Annotated in this window: 16 protein-coding genes and 2 pseudogenes; 7 read left to right on the forward strand and 11 right to left on the reverse strand. The window is 70.8% G+C overall.

What is annotated here, in order from left to right:
• Positions 1-347: 347 nt before the first annotated feature.
• The 3 genes and pseudogenes from NFU81_RS41150 to NFU81_RS02700 all read left to right on the forward strand — a co-directional run.
• Positions 348-491 (forward strand): annotated as a pseudogene (locus tag NFU81_RS41150) (IS5/IS1182 family transposase); the annotation flags it as partial.
• 333 nt (positions 492-824) lie between these two features.
• Entirely contained in the window at positions 825-1,109 is a 285-nt protein-coding gene (locus NFU81_RS02695; protein ID WP_251484487.1) for an antibiotic biosynthesis monooxygenase, read from the forward strand.
• Between the two features lie 160 nt (positions 1,110-1,269).
• A complete protein-coding gene (locus NFU81_RS02700) occupies positions 1,270-1,506 on the forward strand; it encodes a nuclear transport factor 2-like protein (protein WP_251484490.1) in 237 nt (78 codons plus the stop codon).
• A 160-nt stretch (positions 1,507-1,666) separates the two neighbouring features.
• On the opposite strand, the gene NFU81_RS02705 is transcribed toward NFU81_RS02700, so the two are convergent.
• From NFU81_RS02705 to NFU81_RS41160, 3 genes and pseudogenes are all read right to left on the reverse strand, one after another.
• Positions 1,667-4,309, reverse strand: coding sequence for a PA14 domain-containing protein (locus NFU81_RS02705; protein WP_251484493.1), 2,643 nt, complete (start codon positions 4,307-4,309; stop codon positions 1,667-1,669).
• Positions 4,310-4,810: 501 nt separating this feature from the next.
• On the reverse strand, positions 4,811-5,284 hold the full coding sequence (locus tag NFU81_RS41155; RefSeq protein ID WP_422665134.1) for an MGH1-like glycoside hydrolase domain-containing protein: 474 nt from the start codon (positions 5,282-5,284) through the stop codon (positions 4,811-4,813).
• Between the two features lie 154 nt (positions 5,285-5,438).
• Positions 5,439-6,188: pseudogene (locus NFU81_RS41160) on the reverse strand (MGH1-like glycoside hydrolase domain-containing protein); the annotation flags it as partial.
• Positions 6,189-6,481: 293 nt separating this feature from the next.
• On the opposite strand from NFU81_RS41160, the gene NFU81_RS02715 reads away from it, so the two are divergent.
• The gene (locus tag NFU81_RS02715; protein ID WP_251484499.1) at positions 6,482-7,231 is read left to right on the forward strand and encodes a hypothetical protein; all 750 of its coding nucleotides are present in this window, start codon (positions 6,482-6,484) and stop codon (positions 7,229-7,231) included.
• A 180-nt stretch (positions 7,232-7,411) separates the two neighbouring features.
• Here the strand turns inward: NFU81_RS02715 and NFU81_RS02720 are convergent, their stop codons facing one another.
• The 5 genes from NFU81_RS02720 to tdh all read right to left on the reverse strand — a co-directional run bounded on the left by NFU81_RS02720 (position 7,412) and on the right by tdh (position 12,719).
• The gene (locus NFU81_RS02720; protein WP_251484503.1) at positions 7,412-9,067 is read right to left on the reverse strand and encodes a phosphodiester glycosidase family protein; all 1,656 of its coding nucleotides are present in this window, start codon (positions 9,065-9,067) and stop codon (positions 7,412-7,414) included.
• A 163-nt stretch (positions 9,068-9,230) separates the two neighbouring features.
• Entirely contained in the window at positions 9,231-9,485 is a 255-nt protein-coding gene (locus NFU81_RS02725; RefSeq protein WP_251484505.1) for a hypothetical protein, read from the reverse strand.
• Complete coding sequence (locus NFU81_RS02730) at positions 9,486-10,433, reverse strand: LysR family transcriptional regulator (RefSeq protein WP_251484508.1); 948 nt, start codon at positions 10,431-10,433, stop codon at positions 9,486-9,488. It abuts the gene before it with no gap.
• 30 nt (positions 10,434-10,463) lie between these two features.
• Positions 10,464-11,657 carry a glycine C-acetyltransferase gene (locus NFU81_RS02735; RefSeq protein WP_251484514.1) on the reverse strand — a complete coding sequence of 398 codons (1,194 nt, stop codon included), beginning with the start codon at positions 11,655-11,657 and terminating at the stop codon, positions 10,464-10,466.
• A 33-nt stretch (positions 11,658-11,690) separates the two neighbouring features.
• Positions 11,691-12,719, reverse strand: a complete 1,029-nt coding sequence (gene tdh, locus NFU81_RS02740; RefSeq protein WP_251484589.1) for an L-threonine 3-dehydrogenase — start codon at positions 12,717-12,719, stop codon at positions 11,691-11,693.
• Between the two features lie 307 nt (positions 12,720-13,026).
• Here tdh and NFU81_RS02745 point away from each other — a divergent pair, with 307 nt between their 5' ends.
• Positions 13,027-13,566: a GNAT family N-acetyltransferase gene (locus tag NFU81_RS02745; RefSeq protein ID WP_251484516.1), complete on the forward strand. Its 540-nt coding sequence runs from the start codon at positions 13,027-13,029 to the stop codon at positions 13,564-13,566.
• Positions 13,567-13,780: 214 nt separating this feature from the next.
• Here the strand turns inward: NFU81_RS02745 and NFU81_RS02750 are convergent, their stop codons facing one another.
• The 3 genes from NFU81_RS02750 to NFU81_RS02760 form a co-directional block, all read right to left on the reverse strand.
• Positions 13,781-14,287 (reverse strand): SH3 domain-containing protein, encoded by a 507-nt coding sequence (locus NFU81_RS02750; RefSeq protein ID WP_308208262.1) that lies wholly within the window; start codon positions 14,285-14,287, stop codon positions 13,781-13,783.
• A 118-nt stretch (positions 14,288-14,405) separates the two neighbouring features.
• Complete coding sequence (locus tag NFU81_RS02755; protein ID WP_251484518.1) at positions 14,406-17,183, reverse strand: Ig-like domain-containing protein; 2,778 nt, start codon at positions 17,181-17,183, stop codon at positions 14,406-14,408.
• Between the two features lie 572 nt (positions 17,184-17,755).
• The gene (locus tag NFU81_RS02760; protein WP_251484521.1) at positions 17,756-19,063 is read right to left on the reverse strand and encodes a COG4705 family protein; all 1,308 of its coding nucleotides are present in this window, start codon (positions 19,061-19,063) and stop codon (positions 17,756-17,758) included.
• A 424-nt stretch (positions 19,064-19,487) separates the two neighbouring features.
• Here NFU81_RS02760 and NFU81_RS02765 point away from each other — a divergent pair, with 424 nt between their 5' ends.
• Together NFU81_RS02765 and NFU81_RS02770 are read left to right on the forward strand one after the other, a co-directional pair.
• Positions 19,488-20,162, forward strand: coding sequence for a response regulator transcription factor (locus tag NFU81_RS02765; protein ID WP_251484524.1), 675 nt, complete (start codon positions 19,488-19,490; stop codon positions 20,160-20,162).
• Positions 20,159-21,586, forward strand: coding sequence for a sensor histidine kinase (locus NFU81_RS02770; protein ID WP_251484527.1), 1,428 nt, complete (start codon positions 20,159-20,161; stop codon positions 21,584-21,586). Before NFU81_RS02765 ends, NFU81_RS02770 begins: the two co-directional genes overlap by 4 nt.
• The last annotated feature ends 85 nt before the right edge of the window (positions 21,587-21,671 follow it).

Here is a 21,671-nt window from a genome sequence, read left to right on the forward strand (position 1 = left end):
CCGACCTCAGTCTTCGGAATGGGACGGAGAGGGCATGAATCGTCTGCTCGGATATGCGGTCGTGTGGGCGGCGGTCTACGGGGCGATGGCTCTCGGGGCCGTGTCAGGGTGGTCCGTCAAGGACCGGCTGATGAGCCTTCTCGCATCGCTACCGGCGTGGGGTTACATCGGCTTCCGCGTCAGGCGTGAGATCCAGGGAATCCAAGGAAGACGCAAGGCGCGTGTGTGTGGAGTAAGTCGGGACGAGCGCAAGCACGGGTCGACCACCCCTAGCCAGCGCCACCCTCAGTGAGGTCTTCTCGGAAACGTCACGGTTGCGGTGTGTGATGGTGCGCCAAACGGCAGGACACCTCAACCTGGGCGGCACCGTGATCCGCACCGGCCGCGTGGCCGCCGCCGGCCCTAACGGAGCGGATCCGTGGTGGTCTGGGAAACACAAGCACCACGGAGGGAAGGTGCAGGTCATCTCAGCCCCGGACGGCTGGCCGCTGTAGGTCTAGGCCTTGCGCCGGGTCGGCCTCGACCCCACGGCCATCACCCGAATTGCCCGAGCCGCCCTCGTCATGCTTCAGCTCGAACACGACCGTGCCAGCTGAACAAGGGTTACAGAACGTCACACGGGTTTTCGTACGCGACGAGCGCTGCGAGCGCGCGGCCACCGCGCTCGCGGTCACGGACTCGACCGGCGTCGACCCGGCCCCGCCCGACGGCGACACGGACCTCGCCTATCCGAGTCACTTTCTGACGTTCCGCGAGCGGGAAACGTGCGGTGGGGGTACGTCGATGCGCACAAGGTGGCCTAGGGATCCAAGAGGAGATCAGCTATGTACGCAGTAGTGCGGCGCTACGAAGGGGTGACTGATCCTGCCGAGGCGGGACGCCGAGTGGCGGAGGGATTCGTGTCGCTCCTCCGTCAGGTCCCCGGATTCGTGGCCTACTACTGGGTCGACGCCGGGGGCGGAACGATGGTCTCCACCAGCGTCTTCGACGACCAAGCCGGCGCCGAGGAGTCGGTCAGGACGGCGGCGGACTTCGTTGCAGACAACCTTGCGTCACTGCTCCCCAACCCTCCTCAGATCTCGGCCGGCCAGGTTGTGGCTGCTGGGTAGTGGCCTGCGGAGTGACCCTCGACACCGGGCGGGCGGCTCCTCGCCCACCCCGGTGATGTTCCAGCCCACGCTCATCGACCGGTGCGGGTAGTCCGCATGTGCTCAGCCTTTCGGGCCGCGACAGACCGAGCACCGTCGCCGGTCTGGGCGGGGACATCGTGTGCGTGGTCGCGGTGTCGGCGAGCTGCTGGCCGACGACGTCGTCATCGACTGGCCGGTCAGCGTCGAGCGGATCGTAGGTCGCGACTACTACGTCATCATCAATGCGGAGTACCCGGAGGGTTGGTCGATCCGGGTGCTGCGGATCGTGGCCGCAGGCGAGGAGGCGGTCTCCGAGGTGGAGGTGCCGCACGAGACGACGGGCGTGCACCGAGTGGCGTCGTTCTGGACGGTGTGATCCGGGCGGATCGTTGCCGGCCGGGAGTATTGGAGCGAGCTGAGCTCGGCCCCGCACAGGGCGCGGTCCGCAGGGGATCAGGCTTTGCAGCGCGCGCCAGGCCCGGCAGCACGAGGGTGCCGCCGGGCCTGACGGGTGCCGCCCTGGGGCGGGACGCGGGCTACGAGCCGCCCGCCGCGGCGCCTGCCGCGATGAGCCTGCGGTTGATGTCCCGGACCGGTCCTGGTTCGACCTTCAGGACCGCACGGTCGTAGGTCACCAGGCCGTTCAGCTCGCCCTCGACGTCGCTGATCTGCGTGTAGACCGAGCCGGACAGGCTTCCGGCCGCGCCGGGCAGAAGCAGGCCGGTGTTGGCGACGTACGCTTTGGTCAGCTCCTCGATGGTGGGCACGTCACCGTAGTTCTGGCCGCCGGAGACGCCCAGGATGTGGCCCGGGATGGTCAGCGAGTACCCGCCGTGCTCACCGTCCACGGCCGCCCGGGTCGCGTCAGGGGAGGGTGAGGCGGGGCCGTGGTAGACGTGGTAGTCGATCAGGTCACCGCGTCCCGAGTCCCCCTTCGAGGCACAGCAGTTGACGCCGGAGGCCGGGTCGACCAGCCGGCTGGGGTCCTGCTGCTTGACCGCGTCGGCCAGCGCTCCGGTGGCCTCCTTGGTCTTCTCGCCCCATCCCTCGTTGGTCATCGTCCAGATCACGATGGACGGGCTGCTGATGTGCTGGTCGACGATCTGGTGGACCTGGTCGGTGAATGCCTGGTCGCTGGCCGCGCTCGCGTTCGGCCCGTCGTTGCGGCTGGGCATGTCCTGCCAGACCATCAGGCCGAGCTTGTCGGCCCAGTAGTACCAGCGCGCGGGCTCGACCTTGATGTGTTTGCGCACCGCGTTGAAACCGAGCTGCTTGTGCAACTGCAGGTCGGACTTCAGGGCCGCGTCGGTCGGAGCGGTGTAGATCCCGTCCGGCCAGAAGCCCTGGTCCAATGTGGCCAGCACGTACGTCGGTTTGCCGTTCAGCTCGATCTTGTTCGCGCCGCCCACCTGGGCCACGGAGATCGACCGCATGCCGAAGTACGATCCCACCACGTCGTGCGAACCGCCGCTGGCGAGCGTGACCTGGAGGTTGTACAGATACGGGTGGTCGGGGCTCCACAGCTCCGGGTGCGGAACGCTCAGCCGCAGCTTGGTGCCCACGGTGCCGGTGACCGTGCCCACGGGGGTCTGACCCGCGTACGCGGTGGCGCTCACCCGGGCCGAGGCCGGGGTGCCGGCTGCCGGGCGCACGGTGACGGCCAGCGAGTCGTCGGCCAGGTTCGGCGTCAGGACCAGGGAGTCGATGCTCGCCCCGGCCACCGGCTCCAGCCAGACGGTCTGCCAGATCCCGGAGCTCGGGGTGTACCAGATACCGCTGGGGCTGCGCGACTGCTTGCCGGTCGGCGTGGCGTCGTCGGTGGTGTCCTTGACCTTCAGCAGGACGGTCTGCGGCCCGCGGCCGATCAGAGCGTCGGTGACGTCGGCGGTGAACGCCTCGTAGCCGCCGACATGGTGGGCGACCTGCTCGCCGTTGACGTAGACCCACGTCTCGTAGTCCACCGCGCCGAAGTTCAGGTGCAGCCGGTTGCCCGAGCCGACCCGCCAGTTCTGCGGGACGCTGAACGTGCGCTGGTACAGCGACCAGTCGTGGTGCTCGGCCACGCCGGACAGCGGCGCCTCCATCGGGTACGGCACCAGGATCGAACCGCTCAGGCTGCCCGTCGGCAGCGGGGCGTTCTCGTCGGTGGCCTGGAACTGCCAGGTCCCGTTGAGGTTCTGCCACCGGTCGCGGGTCAGCTGCGGCCGGGGGTAGTCCGGGAGCGCGTTCCCGGGGCTGACGTCCTTGGCCCACTTGGTGGCGAAGTACCAGGTGGAGTTGTTGGCCGCCAGGCCGGACATCAGCGGTACGGGTCCCGCGGCCGTGGCCAGGCCGCCCTGCCCGTCATAGCTGATCCGCACCTTCGCCTTCAGCGGGGCGGGGTTGTCGGAGTCCCCTGCGGTCAGCAGCAGCTGGGAGGAGTCGGCGGGGTTGACGGTGATGCCGGGCGTCCACCGGCTGCTGCCGGCGATGACCGCCAGATGCTTGCCGATGTCGGAGGGCAGCGTGGTGACCGGGCCGGGCAGCTGGACGGTCGCGGTCCTGCCCGAGGAGGTGACTTCGGCGTCGACGGTGGGCGGGGTGAACCCGGCCGGCAGGTGCAGCGCCGAGTCGGGGATCGCCTGCCGGCTGATCCCGGGGCCCGACCACTCGGTCGTGATGTACGCGCCGCCGTTGCCCTGGTTGTAGTCGAACGCCAGGGAGTGCATGCCCGCCGTCAGCGTGATCGGCTCGGACTGCGTCTGCACGTCCCAGTCGGTCTTCCAGTGGTCGATCACGCTCGCCCCGTCGAGCGACATCCGGAAGCCGTTGTCGCCCTTGATGTAGAACGTGTACGTCCCGTCTGCCGGGACGTCGAGCCGGCCCGTCCAGTGCGCCGCGACGTTGAGGGTGGAACCCGCGTAGTCGCGCAGGGTCGGAAGCAGGTCGGGGACGTTCAGGGACGGTTCGATGCCGGTGCTGCTGTACTGGGCGAAGTCCAGTGACGTGGCGTCGGAACTCAGGAAGTAGTCCGCGCGCAGGCCCTGCGGGGTGTCGGCGGCCGGTGCCGCGGACCCGGTGGACGCCGGCGACGTCAGGGCGCCGGCGGTCGACGGGGTGAGCAGTGCCGCGCCCAGCAGCAGCGGCACAAGGGCGGCCAGTCGGCGTCGCTTCGGTGAGCGGAAGTTGCCTGATCTCACTGCGGATACACCTCTCCGTGGGAGAACTCGGCGTCCAGGAGCGGCGGAGGTATATGCCTCCGCCATCTTTCTAACGTTGGAAACCCTGAACGGGAAGCATGAAACCAGGGTCGTGGAGCGCCGTCTACCCCCTGTGCAATGACTGTGCAAAATAGCTTGCACCGCACCACGGCATGGAAGTGCGGGTGCTGCACCTCCGGTGCAGCGCCGAGAAATTCATTCACATGTCCTATAACTCGTCGGCAATGAACACGAAGTCGATTTCGGCATAGTTGACGCCCTTGCCGAAAGTGACGACGTTTTCTCCCGCGATGAGCGGAAGGTCGACGAAGGCGACGTTCCACATGCCGTTGGCGCCCCATCCGCCGGTCGGGGGGAGGCTCGCGGTGTACGCGCCGGCCCCGTTGACGGTCACCATGTGGGTGGCCGGGCCGAGCCCGTTCGCGTAGCGGATTCCCACGGGGTGGGTCCCGGTGGCGTCGGTACGGACGGCCGTGAAGCTCACCGAGCTGCTGGTGCCGTCGATCCCGCCGACGTATCCGCCACCCGAGGCGCCGGCACCTCCGTGGCTCGGGAGATGTCGACGCGTGCACCGGTCAGCGGCCCGCCGGAGACGCTCGGCTCTCCGTCGATCCAGATCGACAGCCCGGTGAGACCTGACCGGTAGCGGGATCCGACGCGGTCGTAGACGACGCTCACCCGATGGCCGTGATAGGCCACGTTCTGCAGCGCGAAGTGGTCGTTGAGGAGGTTGGCCAGGCCGGTGAGGACCTGGCTGGTCTGGAACGGCCATGAGGGCCCGTTCCATTCGCACTCGCCGGGGGACTGGCCGGGCGTGCGGTGCTGCACGAGGTAGTACGGCGAAGACGGGTAGATGGTGTGCAGCCCGTGTGCTCCGGCGAACTTGTCGGGGTCGGTCAGGTTCCGCCACGAGCTGTCGAAGCGGGTGTCGGGAAGGTTGAAGTACCACGGCACGTACCCGGCCAGTTCCGGTCCGCTGGCAAAGCCGAAGTAGCGGGCGGGGTCCTGCGGGCCGAACCTGTCGGTGAACTGCTGGAACTCGGCGTTCTACCAGCATGTCCTGCACGTTGGCCGCCAGTTGGGCGGCACGCTGCGCGTAGCCTGCGGCGGCGGCGCGGTCACCGGCAAGCGCGGCGACCTGGCTGATCGCCCGCATCTGGGCGAACAGGTAGCTGTTGACCGTGGGGCGGAAGGCCTGCCCGCCCCAGCCGTCCCCGACGTCCAGGCCGCTGGTGGAGAACTCCGTCGCGTCGTTGACCGGGACGATCCAGTACAGCCCCTTGGCCTTGTCGAACTGCGGGCTCCAGGCCTCCAGGTCCGCCTTGAGCGCATCGAGGTGCGACAGGGGTACGCGCTTGTCGCCGCTCACTTCGTAGTCGGCCCAGACCGCGTCGCCGATCCAGCTGCTGTACTGGTGGAGGTTGCCCCCGCCGCCGAGCCACCAGTTCAGGTAGTCCTCGACGTAGGTGCGGTCGTGCAGCCATCGCGCCTCGCGCAGGTGGTGCCCGCAGGCCACGTTGATCGTGCCGTTCGGCCCCTCCCATGGCACCGACGGCATGAACTCGGTGATCAGCCGGCCGCTCGTGGTGCTGCGCGGATGCTTTCTGAACGCCGCCCACCGGTAGTAGTACGTATCCGTGATGACCTGGTCGGGGATGTCGACGAACGGGATGTTCGCCGCGAACCAGGCGTCGTCGCTGCCGTAGTGACGGCGAGCCAACTCGGCCACGTCCAGCGGGGGACGGCGCGTGCGACCCGGTGCGGGAGGCCGCGTTCCCGCCGATGCCCAGGCGCTGCCCGCCGAAAGGGAGCCGGGCAGGCCGGCCGTGACGCCCGCGGTGGCCGCGGCCGTCAGCATCCTGCGTCTGCTGAGGCCCCTCGGCCGGGCGGGAGGGATTTCCCCGGCAGATGACGTCTGCTCTGTCACTGCTTCCTCCTTATGCGGTGTGCATACGGGCAATGTGAGGAATGAACTCCCGTCCAAACCGCCTGACTCAGCGGTCGCCGTGACGTCGACTTTCGTTCGGTCAGCCGAAATGTCCTCGATGAAGCAGATGTCCCGGCCACGGCGCGAGGGCTCGGGTCCCGTGTCCTCCCCGTTCGTCGAGTGATCGTCGAACCGGTGTTCTTACAACGTTAGAAACCTTTGGTATGAGAGCACGGCCCTGTGGTCATGTCCACCCCTCGCGCAGGAATCCGGCAACATCCCGGTCGCCCGTCGACGGCACGTCAGGTGCGGACTCCCATGGCCGCCGCGCCCAGGGCGATCCGAGTCCCGGTGTCCCGCATCGTGGAAGTGATCTCGGCAACACCGCAAAGGTCACCGAGGTCTCCGGCAGCACCACCCGCACCTCGACCACCACGTACGACCCGGCCGGCAGGCCCATCCGGGTCTCCGTCACCGGCGGGCCGGGCACCGCGGTGCCCGACACCGTGACCGGCTACGACCCCGCCACCGGCGACATCGCCACTCTCACCGGCGGCGGACAGACCGTCACCCACGCGTACGACACCCTCGGCCGGCAGATCTGCTACGCCGACGGCGCGGGCAACACCACCACCACGGCCTACGACGCCCTGGGCAGCCCGGTCCGTACGGCGGACTCGGCACCGTCCACCACCACCTACACCTACGACAGCGCCAAGGAGCCGCGCGGCCTGGAGACCTCCCGCACCGACTCCGCGGCCGGGACCCTGACGGCGGCCTACGACGCGGACGCCAGGCTCGCCGTCCAGACCCTGCCCGGCGGCTGCACCCTGACCGTCACCCACGACGAGACCGGCGCGACGATCTCGCGGACGTGCACCCGCGACAGCGACGGCACCACGGTGACCGCCGACGAGGCCGGCGAGACCGGCCGCCGCCACGGCGGCGCGCGGCACGACCGGCACGACGAGTAGGACCGCGCTGCCGGCCGCGGGGGGTGAGCACGTCGCTCACCCCCCGCGGTCACTGCAGCCGGCGCGCATCGACGACATCGTCCCGCGAGGGTGCGCCTCGCGGGCCGGCATCCGGGCACGGGCCGCCCTTTCGGGCCTGCTCATCCCGCGCGCCGGTGGCACGCAGCCGCCGGTGGCCGCTCAGCGCTGGGGCAGGACCTGGACGGTGTCGCCCACCGCCCGCTCACCGGTCGCGTCCGACGTGGAGTTGACCAGCGTGCCGTTCACCGCCATCGCGGTGGAGCCGCCGCCGTCCAGGTTGAGGGCCTGGACCGCGCCCAGGGAGCGGATGAAGGACGCGGCCTCGTTCAGCGTGAAGCCCTCGCTGCCGCCGGCCAGCCTGCCGTCGACGGTGGCGAGGATCAGCCGGCCGCGGGCGTCGACACCTGCCAGGGTTCGCGGCTGGCGGATCTCCGACCAGGCGTAACCGTAGGAGAGGTCCTTCGGGTCCATGGTGCCCTCGCGGACGGCGTCGATGCCGACCCGGCCGTTGCGCACCAGGACGGGGGCGGCGCTGACGATGCTGTCGCGGGGGCCGAGGTGGACCCGGCCGCCGTGCTCGTCCCTGATCTCCTCGTCGACCTGGACGGTGCGGCCGACGACGGCGTGGGCGGACAGCCAGTCCCCGGCGCTGCCGATGCCCTGGAGCACGCGGTCGCCCGCCGGAACGGCGCCGCCGCGGGCGCCGACCGACACGACCCGGCCGGCGGCGTCCAGGACGGCCTGGGTGCCGGCGCCGGTGGGCAGCGCGGCGCTGAACCGGTCGGTGAAGAGCACCGCGTCGTCCGCGAGCGTGCAGGTGACGTCCTGCCAGGGCAGGTCGCTGGGCCGCGCGCCGGGGCGCCCGCAGTCGCGCACGGTGCCGGGCACGCGGTTGATGCCCTGCACCGCCAGCGAGGCGCCGCCGACGCGCGCGGTGACCTCCGTGGCCAGGTTGGCGACCCGGAACCGGTGCCCGCCGTTCTGGATGACCAGGGCGGCACGGGTGCCGGACGCCATCGACTGCAGCTGCCCGTCGTACGCTCCGATGCCGGACTGCGTGCCCTGGACGCCGTCTGCGTCGGCGGTGACGAAGAAGCCCGCGTTCACGCCGACCAGCGAGCCGAGCCCGGCGGCGACCGACGACGTGGTCTCGCGCTGGGTGACGCTTCCGTCGTGGGTGCCCTCGACGGTGCCGGTGAAGCGGTGCGGGTCGATGACGGCGACGTGGACGTTCTCGCGGTCGGCCGGAGTCTGCGCGTCGTAGCCCGTCCACTGCACCGCGGCGTGGAAGTGCGCCGCGGTGACGCTTCTGGCGGCGGCCGTGGCCGCTGCCTGCGTGGTGTAGGAGCCGACACGCACCCGCTGCCCCATGGTGCCGTGCGGCAGTCCCGTGTACGCGGGCCACGCGACGTCCTCCACCCGGGCGTCCAGGCCGGCGGCCGTGAGGGTGCCGGCGGTGGCCGTGGCCCAGTCGGCAGGGGCCACGTCGGACCACGAGGCGGCACCGGTCAGGCGGCTGGTCCCCGGGGACTGGACGGTGATCGTCCACACGGGCGCGGAGTCGGCGCGGGTCAGCGTGCCGGTTCGCACCTGGACCCCGGGCGCCACGTCCTGCGTCGTCCACTGCCACCGGCCCGCGCCGGCCGGGGTGGTGGCGGTGGCACTGACGGCGGTCAGGCCGGTGACGGCGACGCTCACGGACAGGGCGGTGGCGACGAGGAGCCGCCGCCTGCCCTGCGGTGCCGCCGCGCCCAGGGGGGCGGCGCCGGCCGCACGAGCGGCCATGGAGCGGGAAGGACGTTCGAACCGGCGCATGCGCGGGGCCTCCTGGTGCGGACACGTGTGGACAGCCGCCATCCGATCCCTGACGTGGAACCGACAGGGCACCTGGGATCGACATCCGTGGGAACCCGTCGTGAAATGCGCTGTCCCCCGGTCGGGTCGTGTGCGGTTCGCGGGGTTCGTCCGTGACTGCCGGTCACGGGTGAGGCGTTGCCGCGGACACCTCGGCCACCGCGCGGGCAAGGATGTCCAGTGCCCGGGCCGGCTCGGCGTCGGTGACGGCCCCGAGCTGCCGGGCACGTTCGAGCAGGCCTTCGTTCCCGATGACGTCGAGGGTGGCGAGTGCGGCGGCCGAGCCCAGGGGGCTCTTCTGGTGCGTGTGGTGGCCGAGGGCGACCTCGCCCGCAACGTCGAGGCCGGCGCGGGTGATGATCGCCGCAATCGGCGTCACTCACCCCACGATCCGGACAGACCCCTCCCGGCCCTCCCGCGCGGGCCTCCCCGCTGCGGCCTCCAGCAGCGCGTCCAGCACGGGCCGGATCAAGGGGTGCTCCTCGGCTCCGCAGCGCACCGCCGCGAAGACCCGCCGGGTCGGGGCGACCCCGTCGACGGGACGGACCACGGCCCCGCCGAGGTCCACACCGCGAAGTGCGGACCGCGGTACGAGGGCGACGCCGGCGCCCGCCGAGGTCAGGGAGACAACCGCGTGGAAGTCGTCGGACTGGTGCTCGAAAGCCGGCTGGAACCCTGCCGCCTCGCAGGCCAGCACCACCACGTCACGGCACGGGTTGCCCGGGTAGGGGCCGATCCACGGGGCGCCTGCCAGTTCGGCCAGGGCAACCCGCTCGGCGCCGGCGAGCGGGTGCGTGACGGGGAGCACGGCGTCGAACGGTTCCGCGTACAGAGGCACGCGGACCAGCCGCGCGTCGTCGGCCGCCGGCGCACCGCGGTACTCCACGGCGACCGCCACGTCCACCTGCCGGTCGAGGACCATGCGCAGGCTCGCGTCGCCCTCGGCGTCCTGGACGCGGACCTTGATGCCGGGCGCCACCCGGGCAAGGCGGACCAGGGCGGGGGCCACGGCCAGGCTGATGCCGGTCGCGAACGACGCGACGGTGACCGTGCCCGCCGCCCCCGAGCTGTAGGCGACGAGCTCCGCCTCGGCACGCTCCAGCTGGGCGAGGACCGCGTTGGTGTGGCGCAGCAGGATGTCGCCGGCCGGGGTGAGGCGTACACCGCGTCCTGAACGCTCCACGAGCCGGTGGCGGGTCTCCTGCTCCAGCGCGGCGAGCTGCTGCGACACCGCGGACGGCGTGAGGTGGAGAGCGGCGGCGGCAGCCGTCACCGTGCGGTGGTCGGACAGCGCGCGGAGGATGTGCAGCCGCCGTGCTTCGATCATGGAGGGAATTCTCCCAGGTCCCGCGGCCGCTCAGGCATCGAGCCCTGCCCGTGCGGCCACGAAGGCGTCCACCGCACGGTTCACGTCCTGCGCGGAATGCGCGGCGGACAGCTGCACGCGGATCCGGGCCTGCCCCTTGGGGACGACGGGGTAGGAGAAGGCGGTCACGTAGACACCGCGCTCCAGCAGCAGCTCCGCCATACGCCCTGCGACGGCCGCGTCACCGAACATGACCGGGCAGATGGCGTGGTCCCCGGGCGGGATCTCGAAGCCTTCCTCCGCCATCCGCGAGCGGAACAGCTCGGTGTTCGCCTTCAGCTGCTCGCGCAGGTCGCCGGCCGACTCCAGCAGGTCCAGGACGGTGAGCGATGCGGCCGCGATCACCGGGGCGAGCGTGTTGGAGAACAGGTAGGGGCGCGACCGCTGGCGCAGCAGCGCGACGATCTCCGCGCGGGCGGCGACGTAGCCGCCGGAGGCGCCGCCGAGCGCCTTGCCGAGCGTGCCGGTGAGGATGTCGACGCGGTCCATGACGCCGTGCAGTTCCGGGGTGCCGCGCCCGCCGGGGCCGACGAAGCCGACAGCGTGCGAGTCGTCGACCATGACCATGGCGTCGTAGCGGTCGGCGAGGTCGCAGATCTCCCGCAGCGGTGCCACGTAGCCGTCCATGGAGAAGACGCCGTCGGTGACGACGAGGCGGCGGCGCGCCCCGGACGCCGCCTTGAGCTGCTGCTCCAGGTCGGCCAGGTCGCGGTTGGCGTACCGCAGGCGGCGTGCCTTGGACAGCCGGATGCCGTCGATGATCGAGGCGTGGTTGAGCGCGTCGGAGATGACCGCGTCCTGCTCGCCCAGAAGCGTCTCGAAGACGCCTCCGTTGGCGTCGAAGCAGGAGGAGTAGAGGATCGTGTCCTCCTGGCCGAGGAAGGACGACAGGCGCTGCTCCAGTTCCTTGTGCACCTCCTGCGTGCCGCAGATGAAGCGCACGGAGGCCATGCCGTAGCCCCAGCGGTCGAGCGCCGCGTGGGCCGCGGTGACCACGGCGGGGTGGTCGGCGAGGCCCAGGTAGTTGTTGGCGCAGAAGTTGAGGACCTCGCCGGGCCGGCCGCCGGCGGTGACGCTCACCGTTGCGGACTGCGGGGTGCCCAGCACGCGCTCGGGCTTGTGCAGCCCGCTTGCCCGGATCTCGTCGAGGGTGGCGCGCAGGTCGTCGCGTACGGAGTCGAACATGGTGAGGTCCTTCGGGGTAGGCGGGTGGATGGGTCAGGAGGTCCAGTCGAGGACGACCTTGCCGCCGAGCCCGCTCGCGGCGTCGGTGAAGGCCGCGTCGAAGTCGCGGAAGCAGTAGCGGCCGGTGATCACCGGGGCGAGGTCCAGGCCGCCCTCGATCAGCACGGACATGGCGTACCAGGTCTCGAACATCTCCCGCCCGTAGATCCCCTTGATCGTGATCATGGAGGTGACGATCCGCGACCAGTCGACCGGGTACTCCCCGGTCGGCAGGCCGAGCATGGCGATACGGCCGCCGTGCGTCATGTTGGCGATCATGTCGCGCATGGCCTCGGGGCGCCCGGACATCTCCAGGCCGACGTCGAAGCCCTCGCGCAGGCCGAGCACCCGCTGGCCGTCGGCGATGGTGGCGTCCGCGACGTTCAGGGCCAGGCTGACGCCGATCTTGCGGGCGAGATCGAGGCGCTTATCGCTGACGTCGGTGATCACGACGTTGCGGGCGCCGGCGTGCTTCGCCACCGCGGCGGCCATCAGCCCGATCGGGCCGGCCCCGGTGATCAGGACGTCCTCGCCGACGAGCGGGAAGGACAGTGCGGTGTGCACCGCGTTGCCGAACGGGTCGAAGATCGCGGCGACGTCCAGGTCGACCGGGGTCCTGTGCACCCACACGTTCGCCGCGGGAAGGGCGATGTACTCGGCGAAGGCGCCGTCGCGGCCCACGCCGAGGCCGACCGTGGCGCGGCACAGGTGGCGGCGGCCCGCCAGGCAGTTGCGGCACTTGCCGCACACCAGGTGGCCCTCGCCGCTGACCCGGTCGCCGACGGCGATGTCCGCGACGTCGCGCCCGGTCTCGACGACCTCGCCGGCGAACTCGTGCCCCACGACCAGGGGCGTGCGGATCGCCCGCTGCGCCCAGCCGTCCCACGCCCTGATGTGCAGGTCCGTGCCGCAGATGCCGGTGCGCTGCACCTTGATGAGCACCTCACCGGGGCCGGGGACCGGCTCGGGCACGTCCATCAGCCACAGACCGGGCTCGGCGTGCTTCTTGACCAGCGATTTCAACGCCACGGCTCCCGTCGTCCACCGGGTGTCTCGTTCAGCGCCCGGGCCGACGAGAAGCCTGACCGATGGCGACGCTCGCGGTCCATCGAGGATTTCTTAAGCGGCACAGCAGCTTTTCTTCACGCCGGACGGCACCCGCGGGCGTGGTCGCAGGAGGGGGCGAGTACGAGAAGCCGGTGCTGTGACCGCACAGGTTCGCCGGGCCGGTGGGAGCTTCGTTTCCCCTGGGCGCGATCCGTGCCTCTGGGGGCGGTGTGACCGGGAAAAGAGATTGCCTCGGGGCCAGAGCCCATGTTGGCTGGGCAGCATGGCTGAACTGCGGACCGATCGCCTCGTCCTGCGCCGATGGCGTGAATCCGACCTTGAACCGTGGGCGGCGATGAATGCCGATCCTGAGGTTCGAGAGCACTTGGGCGACCTGCTCACCCGCGAACAGAGCGATGCCTCCGTGGCGCGGTTCCAGGCCGAGTTCGACCGGCGAGGCTACGGGTGGTGGGCGGTCGAGGTGGAGGCCACGGGCGAGTTCGTCGGCTTCGCAGGCCTGGACGAGGTGGACGAGTACATGCCGTTCACCGGAGTGGAGATCGGCTGGCGGCTCGCCCGCTCGGCCTGGGGCCAGGGCTACGCCACCGAGGCTGCGCTGACAGTCCTGGCCCACGGCTTCGACACTCTCGAACTTCCTGAGATCCTCGCTGTCACAACAGCCACCAACCTTCGTTCGCAGGCCGTGATGCGCCGGATCGGCATGACCCGGGACCCGGCCGAGGACTTCGACGACCCCACCGAGCCCGAAGGGCCTCTGCGTCCGAACGTGCTGTACCGCGTCGCCCGTAGTACGAGGATCTGACGTTCTGGCCCAGGAGGCGTAGGCCGGGGCGCCGTCCGGTCGGGCCGCGCGGATCGCCTTCAGGGCGGCAAGGGGACTGTCGGCTGTCGCCGCTGTGCCAGGCTCCGCCGCAGGACGGCCGCTTGCGGTTTCCGGCGCCGCCGCAGGGAAGTCCCGTTCGCATGTCGCGAGCGGGACTTACCCTGCGCCCGGCGGGCCGACCTGGTCCTGGGGTTCAGCCCTTGGCGTTGGGGTGCTGTCCCTGCACCTGCGCGGTCGCGGCCGAGGACAGGACGCTGTTGCAGTACGGCACGGTGCCGGTGTTGGCGACGTACCTGGCGCTGATCCAGCGTTCGTGGCTGCTGCCCCGCATCAGGTACCAGACGGTGTTGCCGTCCACGTTCTGCGCTCGGACCTTGCACGTGAGGCCTACCTGCTGGCCATACCCGAGGAAACTGACGACAGATGAGTCTGTACTCGGGAACTGGCGCACGTTCAGGCCGGCAGGCGAGGTGACCGTGCCGTACGGCTGGGCGGGTTGGGCCGCCAGCGCCTGAGCGGGAGTGGCAGCGAACAGAACGCCACCCATGGCGAGCGCTCCGGCCAGGCCGCCAGCGGTGCGCCTCAGCCTGTGCAGGGCGGGGGCATTGAGCATGGACATGTGCCTCTCCAGTTCTCGACAGTCACCGGCCGCAGAACGCGGCCAGTACCCTGACGGCACGTTATGACCCGACATGGGCATTGTGCGAATGAAACGCCCATAGATGCACGAAGAGGCAGTCGTGCGCGTGACGAGCGCGCGGCGCGCACTCCAGGATGTCGATCAAGAACAGTGTCGAACCCGGCACGCCCGACACCGCTCACCGGGAGTCTGCGTTGTCGATCTCGAGACCGTCGAAGGTCGCGTAGGAGCCGGACAGTTTGGTGATGACGATCGTGTGGACTCCGGCCGGGAGCGTGCCGCTGGTGTAGACGGGGACGTCGGTGTGGCGTGCGCCGTCGGCCGGCACGGTGTCGACCACGGTGGCCGGGCCACCGTCGATCGAGACGCTGATCTTGCCCTGGTCGGTGTACTCCTCGCCGAACGCGGTGACCGCTGTGCCGATGAAGTCGGAGGTGAGGCTGCTGCCGTCGGCCGTCGCGTAGTGGACGTCGTCGTCGAGGTCACCGTAGCCGCGGTCGCTCAGGAAGTCCCAGCCGGAGTAGGTGATCGACGGGTCGGTGTCGTTGAGGCGGGCCGCGGCCGGCGGGGTGCCGACGTAGACGAGGGAGGCGGCGGACGCCTTCGAGGCGACGCCGGCGGGATCGGTCTGGACGGCGGTGAGGGTGTGCTGTCCGGCCTGGGCGCTGTCCAGCGTGCAGGTCCAGGTGCCGTCGTCGCCGGCCCTCGCGGTGCACGACGCATCGTCGGCGCTGTCGGTGACCTTGACGGTGTTGCCCCCGGCTGCCGTGCCGCGTACGGCGAACGTCGGGCTGAGTCCGGTGGTGCCGTTCGACGGGGAGGTGATCGTCGGCCGCGGGACGTAGGGGCCGACGGTGACGTCGCTGCCGTCCGCTCCGGCGGGGACGGTGGCGATGAGGAAGCCGGGGGAGAGGAACTGCAGTTGGCTAGCCTGCTGCCCGCCGAAGTACACCGGGGTGGCCGTCGTGAACCCGGCGCCCGCGATCAGGACCCGGTCCGTGGTGGACCCGGCGGAGACCGCGGCGGGCGCGGAGATGTACCCGGTGTGCAGCGGGACGTTGCCGGCCAGGGCACGGTGGGCGCTTGTGACGCCGGCGTTCGCCAGCACGGGGAGCGGGACGTCGCCGGGGCCGGGCGAGGCGGGGATGACGGTGTTGCCGGTGATGTTGGAGTCCACCGGGCTGTCGCAGATGTAGTAGCCCGCCGAGTCGGAGAACCAGTTGCCGGTGACCCAGAAGTGGCCGGTGGCCGAGCAGCCGCCCTGGGCGCCGATCGAGGTCAGCGGGTGGAACTCGACGTTGCCGTCGAACTCGATCCACTCCGAACCGGCGTCGTCGTAGAAGGCGTTGAAGCGCGAGCCGTCGTTGTAGACGACGTTGCCGGTGACGTGCAGGCCGTTGGCGAGGGTCGCGACCGGGTCGAGCGTGCCGTCGGCGGCGTACACGTACTGGGCCTGGTGGCCCTCCATGTAGATCGCGCCGCCGTCGTCCAGGACCTGCATCACGTCGAAGATCAGGTTGTCGCTGATGGTGTTGTCGGCGTTGATGTTGGTGGAGTTCTGCGGGTGTGCGGCCTCGTCGACGTGGCCCTGGATGACGCCGGCGGTGATGCCCGTGTAGGGCAGGTCGTAGAGCTCGTTGTGGGTGATCGTGGTGTGCCGGCTGAAGAGCAGGGTGATCCCGCAGGCCGAGCGGTAGTCGGTACCGACGTCGTGGATGACGTTGTCCGCAATCGTGGTGTGGTCCAGGATCTCGTTCTCGCCGAGCGTGTCGCCCTGGACGAGGTCCGGATCCGGTGTGCAGTTCGCCTTGATCACCGAGGCCGGGGTCTGGCCGGGCGTCGGGTCGTAGGTGCAGCCGAGGGACAGCGCGGTGGAGGCGATCGCGGTGAACTCGTTGCCCTCGACGACGTTGTGGGTGCCGCCGTACATGAAGCTCAGCCCCGCGCCGCCGAGGTCAGCGAAGCGGTTGCCGGTGAGCGTCACGCGACTGGCGCCGCTGAAGGCGACGTTGGCCGGCGGCTGGGTGAGTGCGCCCCACGGGCAGCTGCCGGCCGGGTCGGAGAAGGTGCACAGCCCCTGGTCGGTGGCGCCGGTGCGGTGCAGGTTGCTCTGCACGTCGGCGAACCCCGTCGGCAGCGAGGGCGCGTTCCAGGTGGCGTAGGAGAACTGCAGGCCCGCGAACGTGACGTCGTGCAGCGGCCGGGCGAGGCTGCCCGCGCCTTGCACCAGCCGCTCCAGCCGGGGGAGTTCCACGTCGAGGCCGGTGATCTTCCGGCCGGTGGCAGGTGCGTACGACACCGTGGAGGTGCTGGCGTCGAGGTACCACTGGCCGGGAGCGAGAAGGCTCGGCGCGTTCTGGATCGTGGCGGGCAGTTGTGAGGTGGGCATCGACGGCAGGCCGCCGGTGCCCTGGCTGAAGGGTGAGATGTCGGTGATGTTGCGCCAGCAGGGCTGGTCCATCACCAGGGTGCTGCCCGCCATGGAGGCCACGCCGCACTTGGAGTCCGTCCACGCGCCGTTGCCGGCCGGGTAGTCGAATTCGACGTGGGAGAGCACGGCGGGGGTCAGGCTCGCGAACCAGGACCGGGCCGCCGGGTCGTTGGCGAGGTCGTACCCGGTGGCTGAGCCGGACCAGTCGCCCGAGAAGCGCAAGGCTTGTGGAGTGGCCTGGGCGACGGGGGCCTCCTTGCCGTCGACGTAGAGCTGGCGGGTGGTGCTGCCGCTCGGGACGTGCGCGGACCACACTCCGGTGCGGCCCACCTGCTGCCAGCCGGACACCCGGGTGGCACCGGAGATGACCGGGTGGGCGCCGGGTGCGGCCTCCCACACCACGGGGTGGCCGGGGGTGCCCGAGTCCTGCGCCCCGAACTTCCAGGTCGTTCCCAGCCGGTAGGTCCCGCCGAGGAGTTCGACGTGCACCCCGGCCGGCCCGTGGCCCCGCTCCAGCGTTCGCACCCGTACCTGTGCGGTAGTCAGTGCGCAGGGGCTGTGAGCGGTGCACGCCGCGCCGTGACCCTCAGGCGCGGTCCACAACACCGTCCCGCCGTCAGTGGCCTGCGCAGGTCCCGCACCGGCCGCCAGCGCTCCCGCGCCTACCAGCCCCAGGGCCACCGCCGAACCGAGGAATCTGCCTGCCGACGACATCCAATTCATGAGCGCTCCGGGAACCGTCGCCCCCGCGGCTTCGCCGCAAGGGTCTGAGACATCCGATGACTGCTGCAGCCTGGCAGTCGGCTGGTGTGCCGTCAACAGGTAGGACGCGTCCGAAGGAGATGAATGACCTCAAGGTCTCCCGAGAATTGGTGGGAGGTATGCGGCTCCAGCTCGTGAGTCTCGGGCGGCTTGAACCATTGCGGTGGGGTGCTCATGCGAGTCGAATGGGAATGCGGGGCCTTCGACGTTCCCCTCGGCCAAACAGCAGGGCCGGCCGGCCGTCCGCGCAGCCAACGCGCGGACGGCCGGCCCTGGCGGCTTCGCTCCTGGTGGTCCCCGCCCGACCGGCGGGGACCACCGGACGTGCCGCCTCCTCAGAAGTGGTGACTTGTGAAGTCACCCAGCAGGACATCGAGTTGCTTCTCCTGCTCGGCGGCCGGAGCCGGCTTGATGTCGCCGTGGTCGATGGCGTACGCCTCGAGGACCGCGTCCATCTGGTTGTCGAGCAGAGTCCAGGTCGTGTTGTTCACCGCTTGGAGTGAGGTGGCGTCCGCGTCCCAGTCGTCGCGCATCTTCTGCACGGTGGCATGGGAGGCCGCGGCGGTTCCCGCCTTGTCCTGCGCGATGGCCGTCTGCGTGAGCTTCTGGTACTTCGCCAGCGCCGCGGCGGTCTGGCTGCTGGTCATGGCGGCCTTCGGGCAGGCCGGCAACGTCTCACTCCGACCGGTCGGGTCGCAGGTGACGTGCGGCTGGTTGTGCGCCCAGACCAGCAGCGCCACGGTGGCGACGGCGAGCACCCCGAAGCCTCCCAGGGCGAGGTGCTCCTTGCGCGCGTTCGTGGTGGCGGATGCCTCGTGGGTCAGTTCATAGGTCTCGGCGACGTCGCTGCGGCTGATCACCAGGTAGATGACCGTCGCCAGGATGGCGCTGAGGAAGATCAGGCTCGTGGCGAAGGTGCCCAGGCCGAGCCCGACGGGCTCGCCGGGGCTGATTGCGGTCTTCGGGGAGGCGAGCCAGTCACCGATGTTGGCGCCGAGCGGCCGGGTGAGGATGTAGGCAAGCCAGAAGGAGAGGACCGGGTTGGCGCCGAACTTCCACAGTCCGGTGATCGCCGCGATGAGGCCCAGCGGCAGGAGCACCGACTTGGCGGGCGTCCAGCTGGTCAGTTCGAGTGTCCAGTCGCCGGTGGCCGTGCCCAGCGCGAACGTCACCAGGACGGTCAGCCAGTAGAAGGCCTCACGCGGGAAGCTGGTGATGCTGTGGATCGACAGGGTCCGCTCGCGCAGCCACCAGATCCCGAAGACAAGGGCCAGCAGGATCGAGAACACCGTGGAGCTGAGCCACAGCGGGACGTTCTGTTGATCGGTGAGCATGTCGGTGTAGAGGGTGCCGGTGACACTGACCACGACCACGGTGAGCCAGTAGGGGAACGGGCTGTAGCGCTTGGTGCGGAACTGGACGGTCAGCACGACTGCGAACACCGCGGTGAACAGCAGCATGGTGTTGGTCAGACCGAAGCCCAGCGTGGTGTTGATGTAGTCGGCGAAGCTCTCGCCGACCGTCGTGCAGAGGATCTTGATGATCCAGAACCAGGCCGTGACTTCGGGAACCTTGTTCAGCGCGCTGCTTCCCATGGCGCGCCGCCGGGTCGTGGGAGTCGTGGGAGTCGTGGGAGACGTCATGTCGTGACGTTAGCGTCTACAAGCTTGTAGACGTTAACGTCGCGGTGTGGCCGGACTCCCGGCGGTCGTGACCCCGGCAGGGACGGTTCACGCGCGGAGGCTGCGACGATCTGACCGCCTATGCCCTGGATATCGGCTCCACCCTGGTCGCTCGAGCGGCGCGGAAACAAGTGCGACGGGGTGGCGGGGGCCAGCCGCGACCTCCTGCAGGACTTCGTCCGCCGCGGCGTGTTTGTGCAGGTCACGGCCTTGCGATGGCACTTCGCTGCACCGTGTGGCGGAGCGGCTGCGGCGAGGGCGCGCAGTCAGGTTTTTTTCAGGCGGCGCGTGTCAACCTCGGCTCATGACCGCGACCTCGTCATCAGCGAAGGGCGACCCTACGAGGGGTCCTCGGGGAAGTGCCGGGATCGGTGACAATCGTACGGTGACCTCTCACCGCGTCCTGGTCGTGGAGGACGACCCGGGCCTTCGCGCGATACTCGCCCGCGGCCTGCGGGAGGAGGACTTCGACGTCCTCACCGCCGGCGACGGCGCCGGCGCGCTGCGAGCCGTACGGTCGCAGGCGCGGTTGGATGCCGTCGTCCTGGACATCGGGTTGCCCGACTCTGACGGGCGGGACGTGTGCCATGCGATGCGGGCGGCCGGCATCGATGTCCCCGTGGTGTTCCTGACGGCGCACAACACGCTTCCGGACAGGCTGTCCGGCTTCACCTCCGGGGGTGACGACTTTCTCGCCAAGCCATTCCACCTCGTCGAGCTGGCCGCCAGGATTCGGGCGGTGCTGCGCAGGGCGGGGCGGGAGGCGGCGGTCGAGTCGTCCGGTGTCCGGCTCGACCCGGCGGCGCACGTCCTGCGGGTGCACGGACGGGACGTACAGCTGACGCCGACCGAGTTCCGGCTGATGGCCTGCGTGATGGCCGCCGCGCCGGGCACGGTGGTGCGCCGCCGTGCCCTGCTCAGGGCGGCCTGGCCCGAGGGCGCCCGGGTCAGCGACAACACCCTCGACCAGTACATGACGCGACTGCGGCGCAAGCTACGCGAGGCCGGCGGCGGTCAGGCGATCAGCACCGTACGGGGCGTCGGGTACCGGTTCTCGTGAGGCGCCTCACCTGGCCGAGGGGTACGGCATCGGCTGAGCGGCCTTCGGGGCGGCGACCGCGGCGGCCGCCCCTGTCCGCGCTGCGGCCGCGCACCCTGCGCGGGCGGCTGGCCCTGCTGGCGCTGGCCGTCACGGCGGTGTGGGTGACGGTGCTGACGGTCGCCGCCAACCTGGTCCTGGGCGCGCAACTGCGCGGTCAGGCCGACGACCTGCTGCGTACGAGGTCCGCGGCGGTGGCGGCCACGATCGAGGCGCGGGCCGACGGCCGGATCGTCGTCCACGAGCCCAGCGACGACCAGGCGCTGGACGTCGGCGTGTGGATCTACCAGGGCCGGGCCGCCGTGGAGCGCCCGGCCGCGCCCGACGCATTGCAGCGCCAGGCGGACCGGTTGGCCGGGCGGTCGGCGGTGTTCGCCGACGCCGCGGAACCCGCCGCCAACCGGCTGTACGCCCTGCCCGTCATGGCGCCGGCCGGCGACCGGCAGGTGGGCACGGTGGTGGCGACCGTCGCGCTCGACCCGTACCGGTCCACCACCAGGTACGTACTCCTCGGCTCGACAGGGCTCGCGCTCGCGCTGCTGGCCGCCGTCTATCCGGTGGCGCGGTCGGTCGCCGGCCGTGCGCTCCAGCCGGTGGGGGCGATGAGCGCCCAAGCGGCGGAATGGAGCGAGCACGGCGCCTCGCGGCGCTTCGGCACCCACGAGCGCCCGCGCGAACTCGCGCACCTCGCCGGCAACCTCGACGGCCTGCTGGACCGGCTGGCGGCCCTCGTACGCCACGAGCAGCAGCTCACCGCCGAGCTGTCCCACGAGCTGCGTACGCCCCTGGCGCGGATCACCGCCGAAGCCGAGTGGCTGACCGCACGGCCGCGCAGCCGGGCCGAACAGGCGGCCTCGCACGAGGCCATCACGGCGAGCGCCGCACAGATGGCGCAGATCTGCGAGGCCCTGCTCGCCGACGCCCGGGCGGGTTCGGCTGACCCCGGCCGCTGCGACCCCGGCGAGGTCGCGACCTCCCTGGCCCAGCGGCGTGCCGAGGCCGCGCCGGACGCGGTCCCGGTCACCGTCGAGGGGCAGGCCGTCACCGTCGACGTCCCGGCGGCTCTGGTCGAACGCATCCTCACCCCGCTGCTCGACAACGCCGACCGCTACAGCTCGCACGCGATCCTCGTGGAATGCGTGCAGGCTCCGGGCGGAGCGCAGGTCCACGTGAGCGACGACGGTCCGGGCGTCCCGGCCGCCCTGGGCCCCGCGGTCTTCGAGGCCGGCCGCCGAGCCGACTCCTCCGACGGCCACGACGGAGCGGGCCTCGGCCTGGCCCTGGCCCGCCGCCTGGCCAGAAACGCGGGCGGCGACATCACCCTTGGCGGGACCCCCGGCCCCCTGGGAGGCGCGCACTTCGTCATCAACCTCCCCGGAGCTTGACCGCCCGGCCGCCGGCAAGGCGGGGCGGCACGGCGCGGGGCCGCGACCATTCCCCGGTGCTGGTCGCGGCCCCGCTGGTGTGAAG

The organism is Actinacidiphila cocklensis (assembly GCF_907177275.1).
GTDB lineage: Bacteria > Actinomycetota > Actinomycetes > Streptomycetales > Streptomycetaceae > Actinacidiphila > Actinacidiphila cocklensis.